This window comes from Rhizobium sp. GR12 (assembly GCF_036596185.1).
In the GTDB taxonomy this organism is placed as follows: domain Bacteria; phylum Pseudomonadota; class Alphaproteobacteria; order Rhizobiales; family Rhizobiaceae; genus Agrobacterium; species Agrobacterium nepotum.
This window is the reverse complement of sequence record NZ_JASXTH010000009.1, coordinates 174876-194011: the sequence shown is the minus strand read 5'-3', so window position 1 is coordinate 194011 and position 19136 is coordinate 174876. Positions and strand designations below refer to the sequence as shown.

Annotated in this window: 19 protein-coding genes; all 19 read left to right on the top strand. The window is 60.1% G+C overall.

Going from position 1 to position 19136, the window contains the following annotated elements:
• Nucleotides 1-63: 63 nt before the first annotated feature.
• The 19 genes from QSK43_RS17375 (at nucleotide 64) to QSK43_RS17285 (ending at nucleotide 19135) form a co-directional block, all read left to right on the top strand.
• The gene (locus tag QSK43_RS17375; protein ID WP_332304496.1) at nucleotides 64-477 is read left to right on the top strand and encodes a hypothetical protein; all 414 of its coding nucleotides are present in this window, start codon (nucleotides 64-66) and stop codon (nucleotides 475-477) included.
• Nucleotides 478-579: 102 nt separating this feature from the next.
• On the top strand, nucleotides 580-2451 hold the full coding sequence (locus QSK43_RS17370; protein WP_332304495.1) for a sigma-54-dependent Fis family transcriptional regulator: 1872 nt from the start codon (nucleotides 580-582) through the stop codon (nucleotides 2449-2451).
• Nucleotides 2452-2640: 189 nt separating this feature from the next.
• Nucleotides 2641-3714 carry a 2,3-butanediol dehydrogenase gene (locus QSK43_RS17365; protein WP_332304494.1) on the top strand — a complete coding sequence of 358 codons (1074 nt, stop codon included), beginning with the start codon at nucleotides 2641-2643 and terminating at the stop codon, nucleotides 3712-3714.
• Nucleotides 3715-3780: 66 nt separating this feature from the next.
• Nucleotides 3781-5580 (top strand): NAD(P)/FAD-dependent oxidoreductase, encoded by a 1800-nt coding sequence (locus tag QSK43_RS17360; RefSeq protein ID WP_332304493.1) that lies wholly within the window; start codon nucleotides 3781-3783, stop codon nucleotides 5578-5580.
• Nucleotides 5581-5788: 208 nt separating this feature from the next.
• Nucleotides 5789-6769, top strand: coding sequence for a 3'-5' exonuclease (locus tag QSK43_RS17355; RefSeq protein ID WP_332304492.1), 981 nt, complete (start codon nucleotides 5789-5791; stop codon nucleotides 6767-6769).
• A 166-nt stretch (nucleotides 6770-6935) separates the two neighbouring features.
• Entirely contained in the window at nucleotides 6936-7682 is a 747-nt protein-coding gene (locus QSK43_RS17350; protein ID WP_332304491.1) for a GntR family transcriptional regulator, read from the top strand.
• A gap of 3 nt (nucleotides 7683-7685) precedes the next feature.
• Nucleotides 7686-8471, top strand: a complete 786-nt coding sequence (locus tag QSK43_RS17345; protein ID WP_332304490.1) for a transporter substrate-binding domain-containing protein — start codon at nucleotides 7686-7688, stop codon at nucleotides 8469-8471.
• Nucleotides 8472-8543: 72 nt separating this feature from the next.
• On the top strand, nucleotides 8544-9215 hold the full coding sequence (locus tag QSK43_RS17340) for an amino acid ABC transporter permease (RefSeq protein WP_332304489.1): 672 nt from the start codon (nucleotides 8544-8546) through the stop codon (nucleotides 9213-9215).
• Nucleotides 9212-9871: an amino acid ABC transporter permease gene (locus QSK43_RS17335; RefSeq protein WP_332304488.1), complete on the top strand. Its 660-nt coding sequence runs from the start codon at nucleotides 9212-9214 to the stop codon at nucleotides 9869-9871. The genes QSK43_RS17340 and QSK43_RS17335 overlap by 4 nt, the downstream gene beginning before the upstream one ends.
• A complete protein-coding gene (locus QSK43_RS17330; protein ID WP_045020413.1) occupies nucleotides 9849-10574 on the top strand; it encodes an amino acid ABC transporter ATP-binding protein in 726 nt (241 codons plus the stop codon). Before QSK43_RS17335 ends, QSK43_RS17330 begins: the two co-directional genes overlap by 23 nt.
• 210 nt (nucleotides 10575-10784) lie before the next feature.
• Nucleotides 10785-11870: an ABC transporter ATP-binding protein gene (locus tag QSK43_RS17325; RefSeq protein ID WP_332304487.1), complete on the top strand. Its 1086-nt coding sequence runs from the start codon at nucleotides 10785-10787 to the stop codon at nucleotides 11868-11870.
• Nucleotides 11871-11900: 30 nt separating this feature from the next.
• Complete coding sequence (locus QSK43_RS17320; protein ID WP_332304486.1) at nucleotides 11901-13190, top strand: ABC transporter substrate-binding protein; 1290 nt, start codon at nucleotides 11901-11903, stop codon at nucleotides 13188-13190.
• A 231-nt stretch (nucleotides 13191-13421) separates the two neighbouring features.
• On the top strand, nucleotides 13422-14333 hold the full coding sequence (locus QSK43_RS17315) for an ABC transporter permease (protein ID WP_332304485.1): 912 nt from the start codon (nucleotides 13422-13424) through the stop codon (nucleotides 14331-14333).
• A 3-nt stretch (nucleotides 14334-14336) separates the two neighbouring features.
• Entirely contained in the window at nucleotides 14337-15155 is an 819-nt protein-coding gene (locus tag QSK43_RS17310; protein ID WP_045020405.1) for an ABC transporter permease, read from the top strand.
• A gap of 12 nt (nucleotides 15156-15167) precedes the next feature.
• Entirely contained in the window at nucleotides 15168-15926 is a 759-nt protein-coding gene (locus tag QSK43_RS17305; RefSeq protein ID WP_332304484.1) for an aspartate/glutamate racemase family protein, read from the top strand.
• A gap of 201 nt (nucleotides 15927-16127) precedes the next feature.
• A complete protein-coding gene (locus QSK43_RS17300) occupies nucleotides 16128-16673 on the top strand; it encodes an RNA polymerase sigma factor (protein WP_332304483.1) in 546 nt (181 codons plus the stop codon).
• Nucleotides 16670-17107 carry a hypothetical protein gene (locus tag QSK43_RS17295; protein WP_332304482.1) on the top strand — a complete coding sequence of 146 codons (438 nt, stop codon included), beginning with the start codon at nucleotides 16670-16672 and terminating at the stop codon, nucleotides 17105-17107. Before QSK43_RS17300 ends, QSK43_RS17295 begins: the two co-directional genes overlap by 4 nt.
• Nucleotides 17104-17553: a periplasmic heavy metal sensor gene (locus QSK43_RS17290; RefSeq protein ID WP_332304481.1), complete on the top strand. Its 450-nt coding sequence runs from the start codon at nucleotides 17104-17106 to the stop codon at nucleotides 17551-17553. The genes QSK43_RS17295 and QSK43_RS17290 overlap by 4 nt, the downstream gene beginning before the upstream one ends.
• 76 nt (nucleotides 17554-17629) lie before the next feature.
• A complete protein-coding gene (locus QSK43_RS17285) occupies nucleotides 17630-19135 on the top strand; it encodes a DUF1800 domain-containing protein (protein ID WP_332304480.1) in 1506 nt (501 codons plus the stop codon).
• Nucleotide 19136: the final 1 nt, after the last annotated feature.

The following is a 19136-nucleotide window of genomic DNA, read 5'->3' as shown; positions in this document are numbered from 1 at the left end:
CGCTGACACGGCGGCGAAAACGCATCGGCCGGTGGCATTTTGTGAGGGAAGAAACTGAAAAAAATGAGATGGCTCGAAACGGGATGTCTGGTCGGTATGCTTACTATTGTTTCGGCGTGCGCCAGCACCGGACAGGCGGAGGTTTCCCGCACCGTGGCAAGCCTCGTGGGTCAGCCCCGGGAGGCGGCTATCGCCAGATTTGGCCGCCCCAACAAGGTCATTATCGAGAACGGTGAAACGGAGTCCTATTGGCTGAAGGTCGAGGTCGAGACCTATGCCGGTCTCAGCAACAGACGGGAGGCCCGTATCGTGAACGGGCAGACGCAGATATCTGAAACCGAGGGCATGAAAATCAAGGAGCATCGCCGCGACTGCATCATCAAGGTCACTGCGGGTGCTGCCTCCATCATCAAGACGAGCGAAATCATCGGCAATCCCGCGAGTTGCGAAAATATTACAAATCGTCCGCAGTCTTGAGATAGGTCAAGGTGATGTTTCCCCCGGCAGCCCCAACCACCGTAACAACCGGATTGTGAGCGGTCTCCTAATATGCGACCATCCGTGCTGGAGGAAGTATGCATGGTATCGACGCTGTCGCATATACGGGAGATCGAACGTGTCGGCATGGGGGCGGTGAGCCCGCGTGATACGTCCGTCATCCAGTCATGGCTGCGCTGTCTGAACGACTACAAGCTTGACCCCACGATCGCGCAGGAAGCCTATATCGTGCCGGAGCTGAAGCTTCGGGAGCATCGCGAGCAGGCCGAGGAGTTGATCCGCATCGGCCGCTCCGGTCTTGAAGCCCTGTTCAACCAGATTGCCGAGCAGAACTATGTCCTGCTGCTGTCTGATGCGCGCGGCGTCACCGTCGATTTCATGGGCGATCCGACCTTCGACAACCAGTTGCGTCGGGCAGGGCTCTATCTCGGCTCTGAATGGTCCGAAAACCGGGCCGGCACCTGCGCCGTCGGCGCCTGCCTCGTTTCCGGCGAGCCGGTGATCATCCATCAGGACGACCATTTCGATACCAGCCATATCGGGCTGACCTGCACGGCGGCTCCCATCTTCGACACGCTGGGTGATCTTACCGCCGTGCTCGATATTTCCCAGCTGCGCTCGCCGACGGCCAAGGCCAGCCAGCAGCTGGCGCTGCATCTCGTCGCCTCCACCGCGCGGCGTATCGAGCTTGCCAATCTGATGACCCGCACCCGCAATGACTGGGTGTTGCGTCTTGCCCGTTCGCCTGAGTTCCTCGATGTCGATCCTGATGCGGCGATTGCCCTCGATGGCAGCGGGCGCATTACCGGCATGACCCATGGGGGTTTCGGGGCGCTTGCGCGCTCCATGAACATGCACGGCCTTGCTACCCGCGATTTTCTCGGCAAGCCGATTTCTTCGGTCTTCGATATCGACGTGGACGACCTGCCGCGCTTCATGCGCGGGCGGCCGAATGGCGAACGGCTTTTGCGCGCGCGCAATGGTCTGGTGCTTTTTGCCAGCGCCATCGCGCCCGCCGTCAGCATTCGCACCTCCCTTGCGCCGGAGCCACGCTTGCCTCGGGCGCTCAGGGATCTGAGCGACGGCGATATGGCGATGGAGAAGGTGCAGGCACGGGCCGCAAAGCTCGCTGCCCGCGATATTCCGATCCTCATTCAAGGCGAAACGGGAAGCGGCAAGGAATATCTGGCGCGGGCAATCCACGACAGCTGCGGCAGCGGCGGCAATTTCGTCGCCGTCAATTGTGCGGCGATCCCGGAGCATCTCATCGAATCCGAATTGTTCGGCTACGCGCCGGGCGCTTTCACCGGCGCCAGCCAGAAGGGCAAACGCGGCCTCATCGAAGAGGCAAGCGGCGGCACATTGTTTCTGGATGAGATCGGCGATATGCCGCTTTCCCTGCAAAGCCGCCTGCTGCGTGTGCTCTCGGAAAACGAGGTGCAGCCGGTCGGTGCATTGAAGGCGAAGCCGGTTCGTCTGAGGGTGCTGTCCGCCTCGCATCGCGATCTTGCCGAGCTGGTGAAGGAAGGCCGTTTCCGGCAGGACCTCTATTATCGCCTGAATGCGGCAACGGTGACGCTGCCGTCGCTGCGGGAGCGTGAAGATCTCGGCTGGCTTATCGACCAGTTTCTCCGGCGCATCGAGAAGGAAAACGGCGAGGCCTATCGGATCGATACGGCGGCACGGGAAATCCTGCTTGCCCATGACTGGCCGGGCAATCTGCGCGAACTTTTCAATGCCCTGCGTGTTGCAGCCGCACTCTGCGACGGCGGCGCCATCGATCCGGGTTGCCTGCCGGAACACCTCTTCACCGAGGCTGCCACTGATACGTCTCGGGATGACGACGATCTGCGCCGGGCGCTGCAGGACTGCGGCAACAATGTCTCGGCGCTGGCGCGGAGCCTCGGCGTCAACCGCTCCACCATCCACCGTCGTCTCAAACGCCTGAACTGATGCGTCTGGACTGATGTGCCCGAACTGGCGCAACTGCTGCAACACCTGTTGCGCGCGACCTGTTGCATTCGTTTGCCGGATTGAAATCGCGTTTTCGCAACCCGTTGAAAACACGACGTAATATAGCATATCCCATTCTGGCATGCCGCTTGCTGAACCTCCTGTGCAAGAACAACAGGAGGAAATGCAATGAAAGCACTGCGCTTTCACGCCGCCAAGGATCTACGCATCGAAGATGTGGATACGCCGCCCGAGCCAGGTCCGGGCGAGGTGCTCGTCGAAAACAAATTTTGCGGCATCTGCGGCACGGATCTGCACGAATATGCCTATGGCCCGATCTTCGTGCCGAAGGAGCCGCATCCTTTCACCGGGGCATACGGCCCGCAAATTCTCGGTCATGAATTCGGCGGTGTCGTCAAGGCCGTGGGCAAGGGCGTCAGCCATGTAAAGCCCGGCGACCGGGTATCGATCCAACCGCTCATCATGCCGCGCCATGGCGATTATTATGCCGATCGCGGTCTCTATCACCTGAGCGCCAATCTCGCACTCGCCGGCCTGTCCTGGCATTCCGGCGGCATGGCGCAGGCCGCTCTTCTCAACGATTATAACGTCCAGCCGATACCCGACGCGCTTACCGATCAGGAAGCGGCCCTCATCGAGCCGACGGCAGTCGCCGTTTATGCCTGCGACCGTGGCGGCGTGACGGCCGGCAGCAGCGTGCTTGTCACCGGTGCCGGACCGATCGGCATTCTCGTCGCCATGGCGGCGCGTGCGGCCGGTGCCTCGCAGATATTCCTTTCCGATCTCAACGACACGCGTTTGGCGCTGGCGCGGGAGGCGCTGGGCGAGGTGCGCACGATCAATCCGAAGACGGAAAAGGTGGGAGATGTCATCCGTGCCGAGACCGAAGGCAATGTCGGCTGCGATGTCGCAATCGAATGCGTCGGCAATGAATATGCGCTGAAGAACTGCGCCGATGCCGTGCGCAAGCAGGGCGTTGTGGTGCAGACCGGCCTCCACCCCGGTGAAAACCCGCTGAACTGGTTCGACGTGACCTTCAAGGATATCGATATTCGTGGTTCCTGGGCCTATCCGACCCATTATTGGCCGCGCGTTGCCCGGCTGATCGCCAGCGGCCAGATTCCGGCAAGCCGGATCGTCACCAAATATGTCTCGCTCAGCGAGGCCGTCACTGAAGGGTTCGACCAGTTGCTCGACCCGGCCGGCAAACATCTGAAAATCCTGATCGACTTGTCCCGATAGGCCGATCCGTCTTGCGGGGCGGTTGAGGAGCCGTCCCGTTTCCATAGTGAGCAGGAGGAGGAACACATGCTCGAAAAAACCCCCACCACCCGCCTTCAGGCGCTTCTCGACACCTTTGACGCGGTGCTGGAAGCTGGCCGGATCGACGATGCCGTCAATCTGTTTGCCGAGGATTGTTACTGGCGCGATCTCGTCGCCTTTACCTGGAACATCAAGACCGTCGAGGGCCGCGATCAGGTGCGCGACATGCTGCAATCGCAGCTTTCGACGGCCAGACCATCAAACTGGCGCATCGCCACCGGCGAGGAGGCAACGGAAGCGGACGGCGTGCTGGAAAGCTGGATCACCTTCGAGACGGCGACCGGGCGCGGTTACGGTCTGGTTCGCTTCAAGAACGGCCAGATATGGACGCTTTTGACGGCGCTTTCCGAACTGAAGGGCCACGAGGAAAAATCGGGTTTCACCCGCCCGCTCGGCGCCCGGCATGGCCAGAACCTTGGCGCAAAAACGTGGAAGGAGGAGCGCGAGGAGGAAGCGCGCACGCTTGGCTACGACAAACAACCCTATACCGTCATCATCGGCGGCGGCCAGGGCGGCATCGCGCTTGGCGCCCGGCTGCGCCAGCTCGGCGTGCCGACGATCATACTTGAAAAGAACGACCGACCGGGTGACAGCTGGCGCAAGCGCTACAAGTCGCTCTGCCTGCATGACCCGGTCTGGTACGACCATCTGCCTTACATCGATTTTCCGAAGAACTGGCCGGTCTTTGCGCCCAAGGACAAGATTGGCGACTGGCTGGAATTCTACACCAAGGTGATGGAGCTGAATTACTGGACCCGCTCCACCGCCAAATCCGCCAAATGGGACGAGGCGGCGAAGGAATGGACGATCGTCGTTGATCGCGACGGCGAGGAGGTGGTGCTCCGGCCGAAACAACTGGTCTTTGCAACAGGTATGTCCGGCAAAGCCAATATTCCCGAGTTCAAGGGTCGGGACCGGTTCAGCGGCGATCAGCACCATTCCTCGCAGCACCCGGGACCCGATGGTTACAAGGGCAAAAAGGTCGCGGTCGTCGGCTCGAACAATTCAGCCCACGATATCTGCGCTGCGCTCCACGAAGCGGGCGTCGACGTCACCATGATCCAGCGCTCGACCACCCATATCGTCAAATCCGACACGTTGATGGATATAGGGCTCGGTGCGCTCTACTCCGAACAGGCCTTGGCGAATGGCGTGACGACGGCAAAGGCCGATCTCATCTTCGCCTCGCTGCCATACCGGATCATGCATGAGTTCCAGATCCCGCTTTACGACAGGATGCGGGAGCGTGATGCCGACTTCTACGCCGCGCTGGAAAAAGCCGGCTTCCAGCTCGACTGGGGTGCGGACGGCTCTGGCCTCTTTATGAAATATCTGCGGCGCGGCTCCGGTTATTATATCGATATCGGCGCCTCGCAGCTCATCATTGACGGCAAGGTGAAGCTCGCCGCCGGTCAGGTGGACGAGATCACGGAGAACTCGATAAAACTTGCCGATGGCAGGGAAATTCCCGCTGACGTCATTGTCTATGCGACGGGCTATGGTTCGATGAATGGTTGGGTCGCGGACCTAATCGATCAGGAGACGGCTGACAGGGTCGGCAAGGTCTGGGGTCTCGGTTCGGACACGCCGAAAGACCCGGGGCCGTGGGAAGGCGAGCAGCGCAACATGTGGAAGCCGACGCAACAGGAGGCGCTGTGGTTCCACGGCGGCAACCTGCACCAGTCGCGCCACTATTCGCAATATCTCGCCTTGCAGCTGAAGGCACGCATGGAGGGTATTAAAACGCCGGTCTATGCGCTTCAGCCCGTTCACCACACGCGCTGACCGGATCGGGTATTCCCGGCAAATACACGATGAAAGGAGAGGGCGGATCATTCCGCTCTCGCTTTCTATCGGGAATGCGGCGCGGGCAACGTCAGGGTGGCAGGGTTCGGTTTCTGTGGATCGCCGCAACCGGTGTTGTTAGTGTGAGCCTCTACGCATATGCTGGAATACTTATTCTCGATTTCCGGCCAAAGCGGACAGCAGTACAATGACCTCCCAACTGGATTTTTTCGCTTCCGCGACGGCGCGGCTTCCTCAGGCTGAACGGGGGCGACAAGCAGGTGGTCGTGAAACGACACCAAAAACTGTTCCCGATGACGAGGCTCTGGCCGGATATCTCGAATCCACCGGCCATTACCGCATCTTGCGCAAGCTGCAGCCGCGCGCGATCAGCGAGCAGCCGCGACCGGGGTTTCCACGTCAGGGCGTGATCCTCGACACCGAGACGACGGGCCTCAACTACCGAACTGACGAGATCATCGAAATCGGCGTCATCACCTTCACATTCGACGATCAGGGGGCGATCGGCGATGTCACCGGCGTCTATGGTGGTTTGCGACAGCCGGGCATCGCCATTCCGGAGGAGATCACGCGGCTGACGGGCATCACCGATGAGATGGTTGCCGGGCAGGCGATAGACATTGATCGGCTGACTTCCCTTATCGCCGATGCCGATTTGATCATCGCCCACAATGCCGGCTTCGACCGTCCGTTTTGCGAGGTCTTCTCGCCGATCTTCCGAAATAAAGCCTGGGCCTGCTCCGTTTCGGAGATTGATTGGAGTGCGCGGGGCTTCGAGGGCAGCAAGCTTGCCTATCTGATCGGACAATCCGGCTATTTCCACGACGGCCACCGCGCCGTAGACGATTGTTTTGCGCTGCTGGAGGTGCTGGAACAGCAACGCCCCGGCCAAAGCGGGACGCCCTTCATGGAACTCCATGAGGCCAGCCAGCACTCCAGGGTCCGCATTTATGCGGAAAACAGCCCGTTCGACATGAAGGATCATCTGAAAAAGCGGAGCTACCGCTGGTCGGATGGTTCCGATGGCCGGCCGAAATCCTGGTGGGTGGAACTGCCGGAAGAAAAGCTCGAAGACGAGCTGCATTTCCTTCGAACCGAGATTTACCGCTGGGACGCCGATCCCACGGTCAAACACCTTACGGCTTTCGACCGGTTCAAGGCGGGTTAAGACGAAAGCTCCAGGGCAAGGCCCGTCGAGATTATATAGCTCTGCATTTTTGGGTGCATGTCGATTTTCTTGCTTAAATTTTAAGCGAGTGGGTGCGGAAATTTTCGGTATTTTTTGATTTTAATAGAATAATCCGTTCTGGCACGAGCCTTGCTTTCAGTCTTGTATGCAAGATTTACATACCAGGCAGGACCGTCAGATAAACATCGAAGAAGCCATCATTTCCGGCATTCTTTCGGCGCGCATCCGGCCGGGCACGCGGCTGAGCGAAAATCAGCTGGCTGGACTTTTCTCCGTTTCGCGCACCCGTGTACGTGAGGCGATGATGCGGCTGGAAACGCGCGGCATCGTCCATGTCAGTGCACGGCGGGGGTGGTTCGTCGTCGAGCCTTCCGCCGAGGAGGCGATGACCATCTACGAGGCGCGGCGGATCATTGAATCCGGATTGCTGCGCAGCATGCGGGTGCTCTCGGAAGAGGGGCGCAAGGTTCTCCTCGCGCATCTCGAGGAGGAGAGGATTGCGATAGCCGCTGCCGACCGCCAGCGCCTTACCTGCCTCTTGGGCGATTTCCATATCCGCATCGCGGAGCTTTGCGGCAATGCCGTGCTCATCGAGCTGCTGCGCGATCTCACCGCCCGGACAATTCTGATTTCCATGCTCTACCAGTCGGAATTCCATGCCCTCCAGTCCCATGAGGGGCACTGCCGGATATTCGAGGCCATGGCTGCGGGCGATTTCGTGAAGGCGGCGGAGCTTTCCATAGAACATCTCGACGAGGTGGAAACCGGCCTCGACCTCACACGCCGCCCGGACCCACTCGCGGGCCTTCGCCGCTCGCTCGCCTTGCCGGAAATAAATGGCGGCGATCCGGACAAAATCCCTACGCAACAAAAATCATCAAAAGGAGAATGACAGATGATCTTCAGCCGCACACTCATCGCTGCCGCAGCAATGGCGACCGCCTTTGGTCTTTCCGCGCCCGCCAAGGCGGATGCCCTTGCCGATATTACCGCACGCGGAACGCTGCGTGTGGCCGTGCCGCAGGATTTCCCGCCCTTCGGCAGCGTTGCGGCTGATATGACCCCCCAAGGTTACGACATCGACATGGCCAAGCTGATCGCCGACAAGCTGGGCGTGAAGGTGGAACTCGTGCCGGTCACGAGCGCCAACCGCGTTCCCTATCTCCAGACCAACAAGGTCGATCTCGTGATCTCCAGTCTTGGCAAGAACGCGGAACGCGAAAAGGTCATCGATTTCTCTGATGCCTATGCGCCCTTCTTCAACGGCGTTTTCGGCCCGACCGATCTTGCGGTCTCCAAGGCCGAGGACTTGACGGGCAAGACCGTCGCCGTCACCCGTGGCTCCGTCGAGGATCTGGAACTGACTAAAGTTGCGCCTTCGGACGCCACCATCAAGCGCTACGAGGACAATAACGGCACCATCTCCGCCTTCCTTTCCGGCCAAGCGGAAGTCGTTGCGACCGGCAATGTGGTCGCAGCCGCAATTCTCGCCAGGAACCCGCCGAAGCGCCCGGAAATGAAGTTCCTCATCAAGAACTCTCCCTGCTACATCGGCCTCAACAAGAGCGAGACGGCCCTGCTTGAAAAGGTCAACGCCACCATCGCGTCAGCCAAGGCGGATGGTTCGCTGAATGCGATCGCCGCCAAATGGCTCGGCCAGGATCTTCCGAAAGATCTTTGATCACCCTTTACCCTGGTCATCCCGGACCCGCCGGGATGACGCCTTTCTCCATCGGCGCAAGGGGACGGTTTCTTGAGCTATCAATTTGATTTCCTGTGGCTTGGCGAATATTGGCCACAAATTGCCAAAGGCATTGCCATTACCAGCCAACTTACGCTGGTCGGCGGTGTGGTCGGCGTCTCGCTCGGCATCGCCTGCGCCTGGGCCCGGGCGCTGGGCCCTTCATGGCTGAAGCCCGTGGTCGGCACCTATGTGGAACTCATCCGCAACACGCCCTTCCTCATCCAGCTGTTCTTCATCTTCTTCGGCCTGCCATCGCTTGGTTTCAAGCTTTCGGAGCTGACCGCAGCCAATCTGGCGATGATCGTCAATCTCGGCGCCTATAGCTGCGAAATCATCCGCGCCGGCATTCAGGCGACGCCGAAGGGCCAGTTCGAGGCGGGGGCGAGCCTCGCCATGACTCGCTTCGAGACGTTTCGCCATGTGGTGCTCACACCCTCGCTGCAACGCATCTGGCCGGCGCTCTCCTCGCAGGTGGTGATCGTCATGCTCGGCTCGGCGGTTGTCTCGCAGATTGCCGTGGAAGACCTGACCTTTGCAGCGAACTTCATCCAGTCGCGCACGTTCCGCGCCTTCGAGGCCTACATCCTGTCAACCATCATCTACCTGCTGCTCGCCATCCTGCTGCGCCAGGGCATGCTGGCGCTCGGCAGCTTTCTTTTCCCGAGGAGGACGGCACGATGACCGAATTCACTCTTTGGGACATTCTGCGCAATCTTTTGCTTTCCGCCCGCTGGACGCTGCTGCTCTCGCTCGTTTCCTTCATTGGCGGCGGCATGGTCGGCATCGTGATTCTGTGGCTGCGCATCAGTCCGCGCCGGGCTTTGAACCGTGCGGCCCGCATCTATATCGAGGTCTTTCAGGGCACGCCGCTGCTGATGCAGCTCTTCATCGCCTTCTTCGGTCTTGGCCTCATCGGGATCGACGTTCCGGCCTGGCTTGCGGCGGGCGTTGCGCTGATCCTCTGGACGGCCGCGTTTCTTGCGGAAATCTGGCGTGGCTGCGTGGAGGCGATTGCCAAAGGGCAATGGGAAGCTTCGGCCAGCCTCGCCATGGGCCGCCTGCAACAGATGCGTTACGTCATTCTGCCGCAGGCGATGAAGATTGCCATTCCGCCGACGGTCGGTTTCTCCGTACAGGTCGTCAAGGGCACCGCGCTCACCTCCATCATCGGTTTCGTCGAGCTGTCCAAGGCCGGCACGATCGTAACCAACGCCACCTTCCAGCCTTTCACCGTCTACGGGCTGGTCGCTCTCATCTACTTCGCTCTCTGCTGGCCGCTGTCGAAGTCCAGCCAGTTCCTCGAAAGGAAGCTCAATGTCGCTCATCGAAATCACTGAAGTCCACAAGAGCTTTGGCGACAATGAGGTACTGAAGGGCATAAATCTGGATGTCGAACCCGGCGAGGTGATCGCCATCATCGGGAAAAGCGGCTCCGGAAAATCGACGCTGCTTCGCTGCATCAACGGGCTGGAGACGATCAGCAACGGTTCGATCCAGGTGGCGGGTGCGCAATTGCTGGACGACGAGCTGCATCTGAAGGCATTGAGGCTGAAGGTCGGCATGATCTTCCAGCAGTTCAATCTCTTTCCGCATCTGACGGCCGGCGGCAATGTCATGCTCTCGCAGATGGTGGTGAAGAAGGTCACCAAGCCGGAGGCAGAGGTGACGGCGCGCAAAATGCTGGAGCGCGTCGGGCTGGCCCACAAGTTCGATGCCTATCCGGATGAACTGTCCGGCGGCCAGCAACAGCGCGTGGCGATTGCCCGCGCCCTTGCCATGCAGCCGATCGCGCTTCTCTGCGACGAGATCACCTCGGCGCTCGACCCCGAACTCGTGTCCGAGGTGCTGGCCGTTGTGCGCGAGCTGGCAAAGGAAGGCATGACGCTGTTGATGGTGACGCATGAAATGAAGTTCGCCCGCGATGTCTGCTCGCGCGTCGTCTTCATGCATCAGGGCCGCGTGCACGAAATCGGTCCACCGGAAGAGGTTTTCGCCAATCCCCGGACGCCGGAACTCAAGCAGTTTCTCGGCATGCTGTGAGCGCCGTGCCGACGCAAAGTCACCTGCCCGGTGCGTGCGTCGGCATTGCCAAGATCGCATACAATTTCTACATAGAATCGAAAACAATCGCTGCAATTTTGAGCAGCCCGATGGCCGGACCAGAGGCCATTTTGAAATTCTCCTTTCATATCAAAGGCAAAGCAGACTGGCACGCCTCCTGCATGACAAAGACGTCGCAGGAGAGTGTTCATGAGCAAAGCCGCAGCAATCGACATCGCTTCCGTTTCCAAGATTTATGGAAACACCACAGCCGTGCACGCGATAAGCCTCAAGATTCCGGCTGGAAGCTATTGCTGCCTGCTCGGTCCGTCGGGCTGCGGAAAAACCTCGACGCTGCGGATGATTGCCGGTCACGAAAGCATTTCAAGCGGCGATATCAGGCTTGGCAATGTGGTGGTCACCGATCTGCCGCCCGCCAGACGCGGCACGGCGATGATGTTCCAGTCCTATGCGCTGTTTCCGCATCTCGATCTCGTCGATAACGTCGCCTTCAGCCTCAAGATGAAGGGGGTGGACAAGGAAACGCGCCGCGCCAAGGCGCTGGAGATGCTGCAGCTGATGCAACTTGAGCCCTATGCGACCCGACGCCCGGCCCAGCTGTCCGGTGGGCAGCAGCAGCGTGTGGCGCTGGCGCGCGCATTGATCACCGATCCTGAGGCGCTTCTGCTGGACGAGCCGCTTTCGGCACTCGACCCTTTCCTCAAAATTCGCATGCGCGCCGAGTTGAAGAAGCTTCAAACCTCGCTCGGCATTACCTTCGTCCACGTCACCCATAGCCAGGAAGAGGCCATGGCACTGGCCGATGTCATCGTCGTCATGAATGACGGCCGCATCGAGCAGGCGGCGACGCCGCGCGAGCTGTTCGAGCGTCCGGCCACCGCTTTCGTCGCCCGCTTCATGGGCGACCACAATGTCATTTCCGGACGCTTCAAGGAAAAGAGCGGCGATCTCATCACGCTGGAAATTGCAGGCGGCGGCGCCTTCACCGCGAGCGGCATTGCCCCGAATGACGGCGCGGTCGATATCGCCGTTCGCACCGACCGCGTACGCGTGGGCGAGGCGGATCAACCCGGTTTCGGTTTTACCGGCATCGTCTCGAATGTCGAATATCGCGGCGCGAGCGTGAAGATTGCCGTCACAGGCGCGGGCATTGAGGATTTCAACGCCATCCTCAGTGACGTCGCCTTCTTCGAAAAGCCGGTAAAGACCGGCGACGCCATACCGCTTTCATGGAATGCGGCCGATGCCATCGTGCTCGGCCGGGTAGACAAGTGACCCCAATAATAACCAGAGGAGAACTTTGAAATGACCGATACCTCCAAGATCAAGACCGGCCTTTCCCGCCGCGGCCTTCTGAAGGCGGGCGCTGCCGCAACCGGTGCGGCGATTGGCTCCGGCCTCATCACCGGTTTCCCGACCATCTGGGCGCAGAACCCGATCACCATCCGCCAGTTCGGCACCGGCGTATCGAACCTCAACGCGATTGCTGAAAAGTGCAAGGCCGACCTCGGTATCACGCTCGAGATGACGGCGACGGATTCGGATGCGGCCGCCCAGCGCGCCGTCACCCAGCCGAACTCCTATGACATTGCCGATATCGAATACTGGATCCTCAAGAAGGTCTATCCGGCGGGCGTCATCCAGCCGATGGAAATCAAGAAGCTGAAATATTACGACAAGATCGTGCCGCTGTTCAAAAACGGCAAGCTGACACCGGACAGCGTCGTGGCGCAGGGCACAGCCCCGCACACGGTCGGTTTCGTCGAAAAGCCCGGCGACAAGACTTTCGCCAAGGGTGAGACCGATTATTTCACCATGGTTCCGACGATCTACAACGCCGATACGCTCGGCATCCGCCCCGATCTCGTCGGTCGCGATATCACCAGCTGGGCCGATATCATGGATCCCAAGTTCAAGGGCAAGGCCTCCATCATCAACATCCCCTCCATTGGTATCATGGATGCGGCGATGATCATGGAAGCCACGGGCAACATCAAATATGTCGACAAGGGCAACATGACCAAGGAAGAGATCGACAAGACGATCGATTTCCTCATCAAGGCGAAGAAAGACGGCCAGTTCCGTGCGTTCTGGAAGAGCTTCGACGAAAGCGTCAACCTCATGGCGTCGGGTGAAGTCATCATCCAGTCCATGTGGTCGCCGGCCGTCGCCGCTGTCCGCTCAAAGGGCGTCGCCTGCAAATACCAGCCGCTGAAGGAAGGTTACCGCTCGTGGGGCGGTGGTCTCGGCCTCGCTAAGCACCTCTCCGGCGCCAAGCTCGATGCGGCTTATGAATATATCAACTGGTACACTTCCGGCTGGGTCGGCGCATATCTCAACCGTCAGGGCTACTACTCCGCCGCCATGGGTACGGCGAAGGAGCACATGTCCGCCGACGAGTGGGGCTACTGGGTCGAAGGCAAGCCCGCGCAGGGCGACATTATCGCGCCTGATGGCAAGGTCATGGAAAAGGCCGGTGCAGTGCGCGACGGCGGCTCCTTCCAGGAACGCATGGGCAAGGTCGCTTGCTGGAACTCTGTCATGGACGAGGACCGCTACATGGTTCGCCGCTGGAACGAGTTCATCGCGGCTTGATATATGCAAAAGACAAGACTGGCGGCTTATAACCGTCAGTCTTGAGAACGGCAGGGCGTCCCAACTTCTCAACCGTCATCCTCGGGCTTGACCCGAGGATCCACAACCCGGTGTGGCCATGGATCCTCGGGTCAAGCCCGAGGATGACGTCGAGAGTGTGGAGGACTTTTCAACATGCTCGCCGGCGACCTTGCCGCCGGTGCATCCGCAAATTAAGGGAGAGGCCCCGATATGGTGACAGTCAGATTCATCGGCGTGAGCGAAAAAAAGGACAAGCCGTCCCGCAGCTTTGCCCTGCCGCAGAAGCTTGTGTCCTATGTTCAGGCCACACCGCTTTTCCTGATCCTCGGCTTTTTCCTGGCTTTGCCGATCGTCATGATCGCCGTCGTCAGTTTCTGGGATTATGATTTCGCCCAGATGTACCCGGGCTTCGTGACCTTCAACTATACCGAGACGCTCGGTTCCTGGGTCACATGGCAGACCTATATCAATACGCTGAAATTTGCCGCCATCGTCTGGGCGATCACGCTGTTCTGCGGTTTCTGGGTCGCCTATTTCCTCGCTTTCCATATCCGCACGACGACCATGCAGATGGTTCTGTTCCTCATCTGCACTGTGCCGTTTCTGACGTCCAACATCATCCGCATGATTTCCTGGATTCCCGTTCTCGGGCGCAACGGGCTGGTCAACAGTGCGCTGCTCAGCGCCGGCATCGTACCTGCGCCGATCGAATGGCTGCTTTATTCGGATTTCGCCGTGGTGCTGGCCATGGTGCATCTTTATACGCTGTTCATGGTCACGCCGATCTTCAACACGCTGATGCGCATCGACAAATCGCTGATCGAAGCGGCACGTGATGCCGGTGCGAGCGGCTGGCAGACCCTCTGTAACGTCATCATTCCGCTTGCCAAACCCGGCATGGCGATCGGCAGCATCTTCGTCGTGACGCTGGTCATGGCTGATTTCTCCACGGTTCAGGTCATGTCCGGCGGGCAGAGCGCGTCGGTGGCGCTGATGATGAAAAACCAGATGTCGCTGCTGCAATATCCGGCGGCCGCCGCAAATGCCGTCATCCTGCTCATCCTCGTTCTTCTGATGGTCGCGGGCATCCTGCGCATCGTCGATATCCGCAAGGAGCTGTGACACATGCATTCGGAAAAACGCGGCCGCGAATTTTACGTCCTTGCCTTCTTTTTTCTTCTTTTCGTGCTGTTCCTTTACGGCCCGCTATCGGCGATCCTCATCCTCGCCTTTCAGGGGCCGAATGGCGGACTGACCTTTCCGTTGAACGGCGTTTCGCTGCACTGGTTCGGCAATCTTTTCGAACAGCAGGCGGTCGGTGATTTCGGCGGCTCGTTCCGCCGCTCCTTCGGCCTCGGTGTGATGGTCATGGTCGTCACTGTGCTCGTCTCGCTTCTGGCGGGTCTTGCTTTCCGGCGCAAATTCATCGGTGCGACGCCGCTGTTTTATCTCGCCGTTGCCAGCCTCGTGGTGCCGTCGATTATCATTTCGCTTGGCATTGGTGTTCTTTTCCAGCAACTTGGACTGGAACCTTCATGGTATACATCAGCTTTCGGCGCGCACCTGACCTGGACACTGCCCTTCGGCGTTCTCATCATGCTGGCCGTTTTCAACCGCTTTTCGCCCTCCTATGAGGAGGCCGCCCGCGATCTCGGCGCATCCGCCTGGCAGACCTTTGCCCATGTGGTGCTGCCGATGATTGCGCCGAGCCTGATCGGTGTCGGCCTGTTCGGCTTCACGCTCTCCTATGACGAATTCGCCCGAACGCTGATGACGTCAGGCACCTACAACACCCTGCCGCTGGAAATCTACGGCATGACTACCAACGTCACGACGCCGGTGCTTTATGCGCTCGGGGCCGTCACGACCCTGTTCTCCTTCCTGGTGATTGCGGCCACGCTCGGCCTGATCGTTACCCTGAACCGCCGCCATTCGCGCGGATAAAGAAATGTAAAAATGCGCATCCTCGTCATCAATCCGAACACGACGCAATCCATGACGGCGACGATCGCCGACGCCGCAACGCGGGCAGCCAGCAGCGATACGGAAATCCTCGCCGTTACCTCTTCCATGGGGCCTGTCTCCATCGAAGGATATTACGATGAGGTTTTCGCTGTGCCTGGCCTGCTGCTCGAGCTTGCGAGGGCGCCGGCGCTCGGTGCCAAGGCAGCCGTCATTGCCTGTTTCGACGATACCGGGCTCGATGCGGCCCGCGCGCTGGCAGATATACCGGTGATCGGCATCTGCGAAGCGGCGGTTTCCGCCACCGCCTTCATTGCGCAGAGGTTCACCATTGTCACAACGATGGAACGGTCACGGCTGCCGCTCGAGCACCTTGTCCATCGATATGGCATGTCTGCCCGTTGCAACGTTCGTGCCGCCGATATTCCCGTCCTGTCGCTGGAAGAACCGGGCTCGAATGCCCGTGAGCGGTTGCGCGAAGAGATTTTGCTGGCGCTGAAACAAGATCGCGCCGAAGCGATCGTGCTTGGCTGTGCCGGCATGGCGGACCTTACTGCCGAACTGCGCAGCGAATTCGGCGTGCCTGTTATCGATGGCGTTGCCGCGGCCGTGAAACAGGCGGAATCGCTGGTATCCATGGGGCTTTCCACCGCCAAACGCGGTGCCTATGCCACACCGGTTGCTAAACCCTATCGCGGATTGCTCGAAGCGTTCGGGCCGGAGAGGCTTGCCGGGGTGCCTGCGGACGGTTGAAGCAGCCGTTCCAATATGTGTTTCGGATGGTGACGCGGCCTGCCGTAAAATACACGCGAATATATCCCAGAAATCAGCGACGGATTTTGCGCGGGTCTGCGTTAAAGTGGCAAGGTGCGGAACGCCGTCACTGAAGCCGCTGTCAATCCGCATGGAATTTCCCCCTGTCCGGCAGGACGGTACGGAGACAAAGCCTGATACATGGTAAGTGATCCGGATGCAGATTTGGTGGCGGATGTCGCTGCGGGAGATGTCCGCGCGATGCAGGCGCTGGTGACGGTCAAACTGCCACGGATCATGGCGCTTGCCACGCGCATGCTGGGTGATCCGGCAGAGGCGGAAGACATCGCGCAGGAGACGTTCCTGCGGATATGGAAACATGCCGGCACCTGGCGGCAGGGACGCGCGCGGTTCGATACCTGGATCCACCGGGTGGCGCTCAACCTCTGTTACGACCGGCTGCGAAAGCGCCGGGAAATATCGGTAGCGGAGCCGCCCGAACAGATCGACGGCAGCGCGCTGCCCGATGCCGACCTGCCATATGATGGCGACGAGAGCGGTGCCGTGGCGCGCGCCCTGCAGGCCATACCGGCCCGGCAACGGGAGGCGATCGTTCTGGTCTATTATCAGGAGATGTCGAACCGCCAGGCGGCCGATGTCATGCATGTCAGTGTGGATGCGCTGGAAAGCCTTCTGGCGCGGGCGCGTCGGGCACTCCATGCAATTTTGAACGAGGGCGACAGATGAACGGCGCGAACAAGACGCTCATGGATAGCCAGATTTTTTCCGAACTTGTGTCGGCCTATGGTGCCGATCCCGAGCGTTGGCCGCAGGATCGGCGGGTAGAGGCCATGGTTTACGCGGAGACGGAAGACGGCAGACACCTAATCGCGCAGGCGGCCGGTCTCGATTCCGTGCTGTCGACGTATCGTCTTCGGGACCCATCGGCCATCCTCAACGCAAAGATCATGGCGCAGGCAAGAACCCAGACGACCAGACGCAGGTGGATCGTCCGATACGGGTTGGGTGCCGGCATGATCGGCATCAGCCTTGCCGGAGCGCTGACGGGAGCGGTTGCCGTCATCAACCTCACGCCGCCGCCGGCCCTGACACTCGGCGATACTTTGACGGCATTCGGAAACCTGCAAAACGATAGTGAAATGGCCGAGGACACGAAATGAGCGATCAGAATTTCCGCTGGATAGTCGTTGTCCTTCTCGTCGTGAACACGTTTCTTGTCTGCGCAATTGCCGGCGCGGGTTTCGTTTATCTGAAGAATGACCCCGCCGCCGTCGCTGCCCGCATGCCGCTTGCGGGCGAGCAATTGCCAAAGGCCGAAAGGGAAGCCTTCCGGCGCAGCCTGAGCGACGCGCGCAGGACCATGCGGGAAACCTCCGCCGAGGCGCGTCAGGCGCGCATCGAGGCGGCGTCTCTGATGGGCGCGGAAACGCTCGATCCGGAAGCGCTTTCCGCAGCGCTCGAACGCGCCCGCAAGGCGGAATATGAGGTGCGCGCCGCAACCGAGCTTCAGGCGGCGGAGTTTGCCCGCACATTGTCGCTCGAGGCGCGGCGGCGGCTGGCGGAAGGGCTGCTCGCCCGCGAGGCGCCAAAGCCTGCCACGAAATAATCACATTTCAACAACGACGGATTTTGGCCCTGGCTCCCGTTGAATGGTCGATAACGAAACGGAGTTCGTATCGGCCATGTCAAATTCCAAGGAACTGGATGCAGCCCTCTGTCTGTGGCGTTTCGGCCTCGGCGCGCGCGAAGGCGATATCCAGGCGATCAAAGACGATCCGCGCGACCTGTTGCGGCTGGAAGTTACCGAACGCGCCACACCAATTCCCGTCGGCGCGCAGCTGCATTCCAGCGCTGATCTTCTGGTATCGCTGCTGGCGTATAACAAGGAGATCAAGGCCGAGCGTGAAAAACCGGCTGTCCTTGCTGTTTCTGCCGGCACCGGCGGAGCAGGAGCAATGGATCGCCCGTCGCCAGAAATGGGGGCGGCCGCAAATGCAATGGACAAGGAAGGCATGACGCCGCCCACCGGCGGCCAGGCGGACAAGAAACCGGACGCGACAGTCTTAAAACGCCCCTATTTTCCCCAGCAGATATTGCTTGCGGAGGCGGACGCCCGCTTCAACGGCACGATACACCAGCCGCTGATCGGCTTTGGCGAACGGCTGGCTATGTTCTGGGCCAATCATTTTGCGATCGCCACCGGCAAGGGCGGCGATGTGCACATTCTGGCCGGGGCTTTCGAGCGTGAGGCGATCCGTCCGTATGTCTTCGGCAATTTCGAGGATATGCTGCTCGCGGTCGAGACCCACCCCGCCATGCTGTATTTTCTCGACAACCAGCAATCGGTTGGACCGAATTCGCAGGCCAACAGGAACGGCAAGCGCGGGCTCAACGAAAACCTCGCACGCGAGATCATGGAACTGCATACGCTCGGGGTGGATGGTGGCTATAGTCAGGCCGATGTGACAGCTCTTGCTCGCATCATCACCGGCTGGAGCGTTTATCGTGATGAGAAGCTTCCCGGCCCGCTTGGCCGTTTTTCCTTCAACGCCAACAGCCATGAACCCGGCGACCATGCGGTGATGGGCATCACCTATGGCGAAGCCGGGGTGGAGGAGGGGCGTCGGGCGCTGCGCGATCTCGCGCACCACCCGGCCACGGCCCGCCATCTCGCTTATAAGCTGGTGCGTCATTTCGTCAGCGACCATCCCCCACCGGAACTGGTCGCGAAACTTGCCGCCGCCTACACCAAGAGCCATGGCGATCTTTCCGCCACCTATACGGCGTTGATCGAGGCGGAACAGTCGTGGAACCCGACCCTGACCAAGCTCAGACCGCCGCTCGATTTCGTGACGGCCGTCATCCGGGCGAGCGGTATCGAGCCGAAACCCGAACAGGTCGTCTCCGTGCTCAAAGCACTGGGCCAGCCGCTATGGAACCCCTCCGGCCCAAACGGCTTTGCCGATGTCACCGACAGCTGGGGTTCTTCCGAAGGACTGGCGACGCGCATCGATGCCGCCAGCCTGTTCGCCCATCAGGTTGCGGGTTCGATTGACCCGCGCGACTTCGTCGCAGACCGGCTGGGGCCGCTTTTGTCCGACGAGACGAAAAAGGCCGTGCAGCGGGCGGAGAGTAAGCCGCAAGGACTGACGATCGCATTCCTTTCCCCCGAATTCCAGAGGCGTTGAC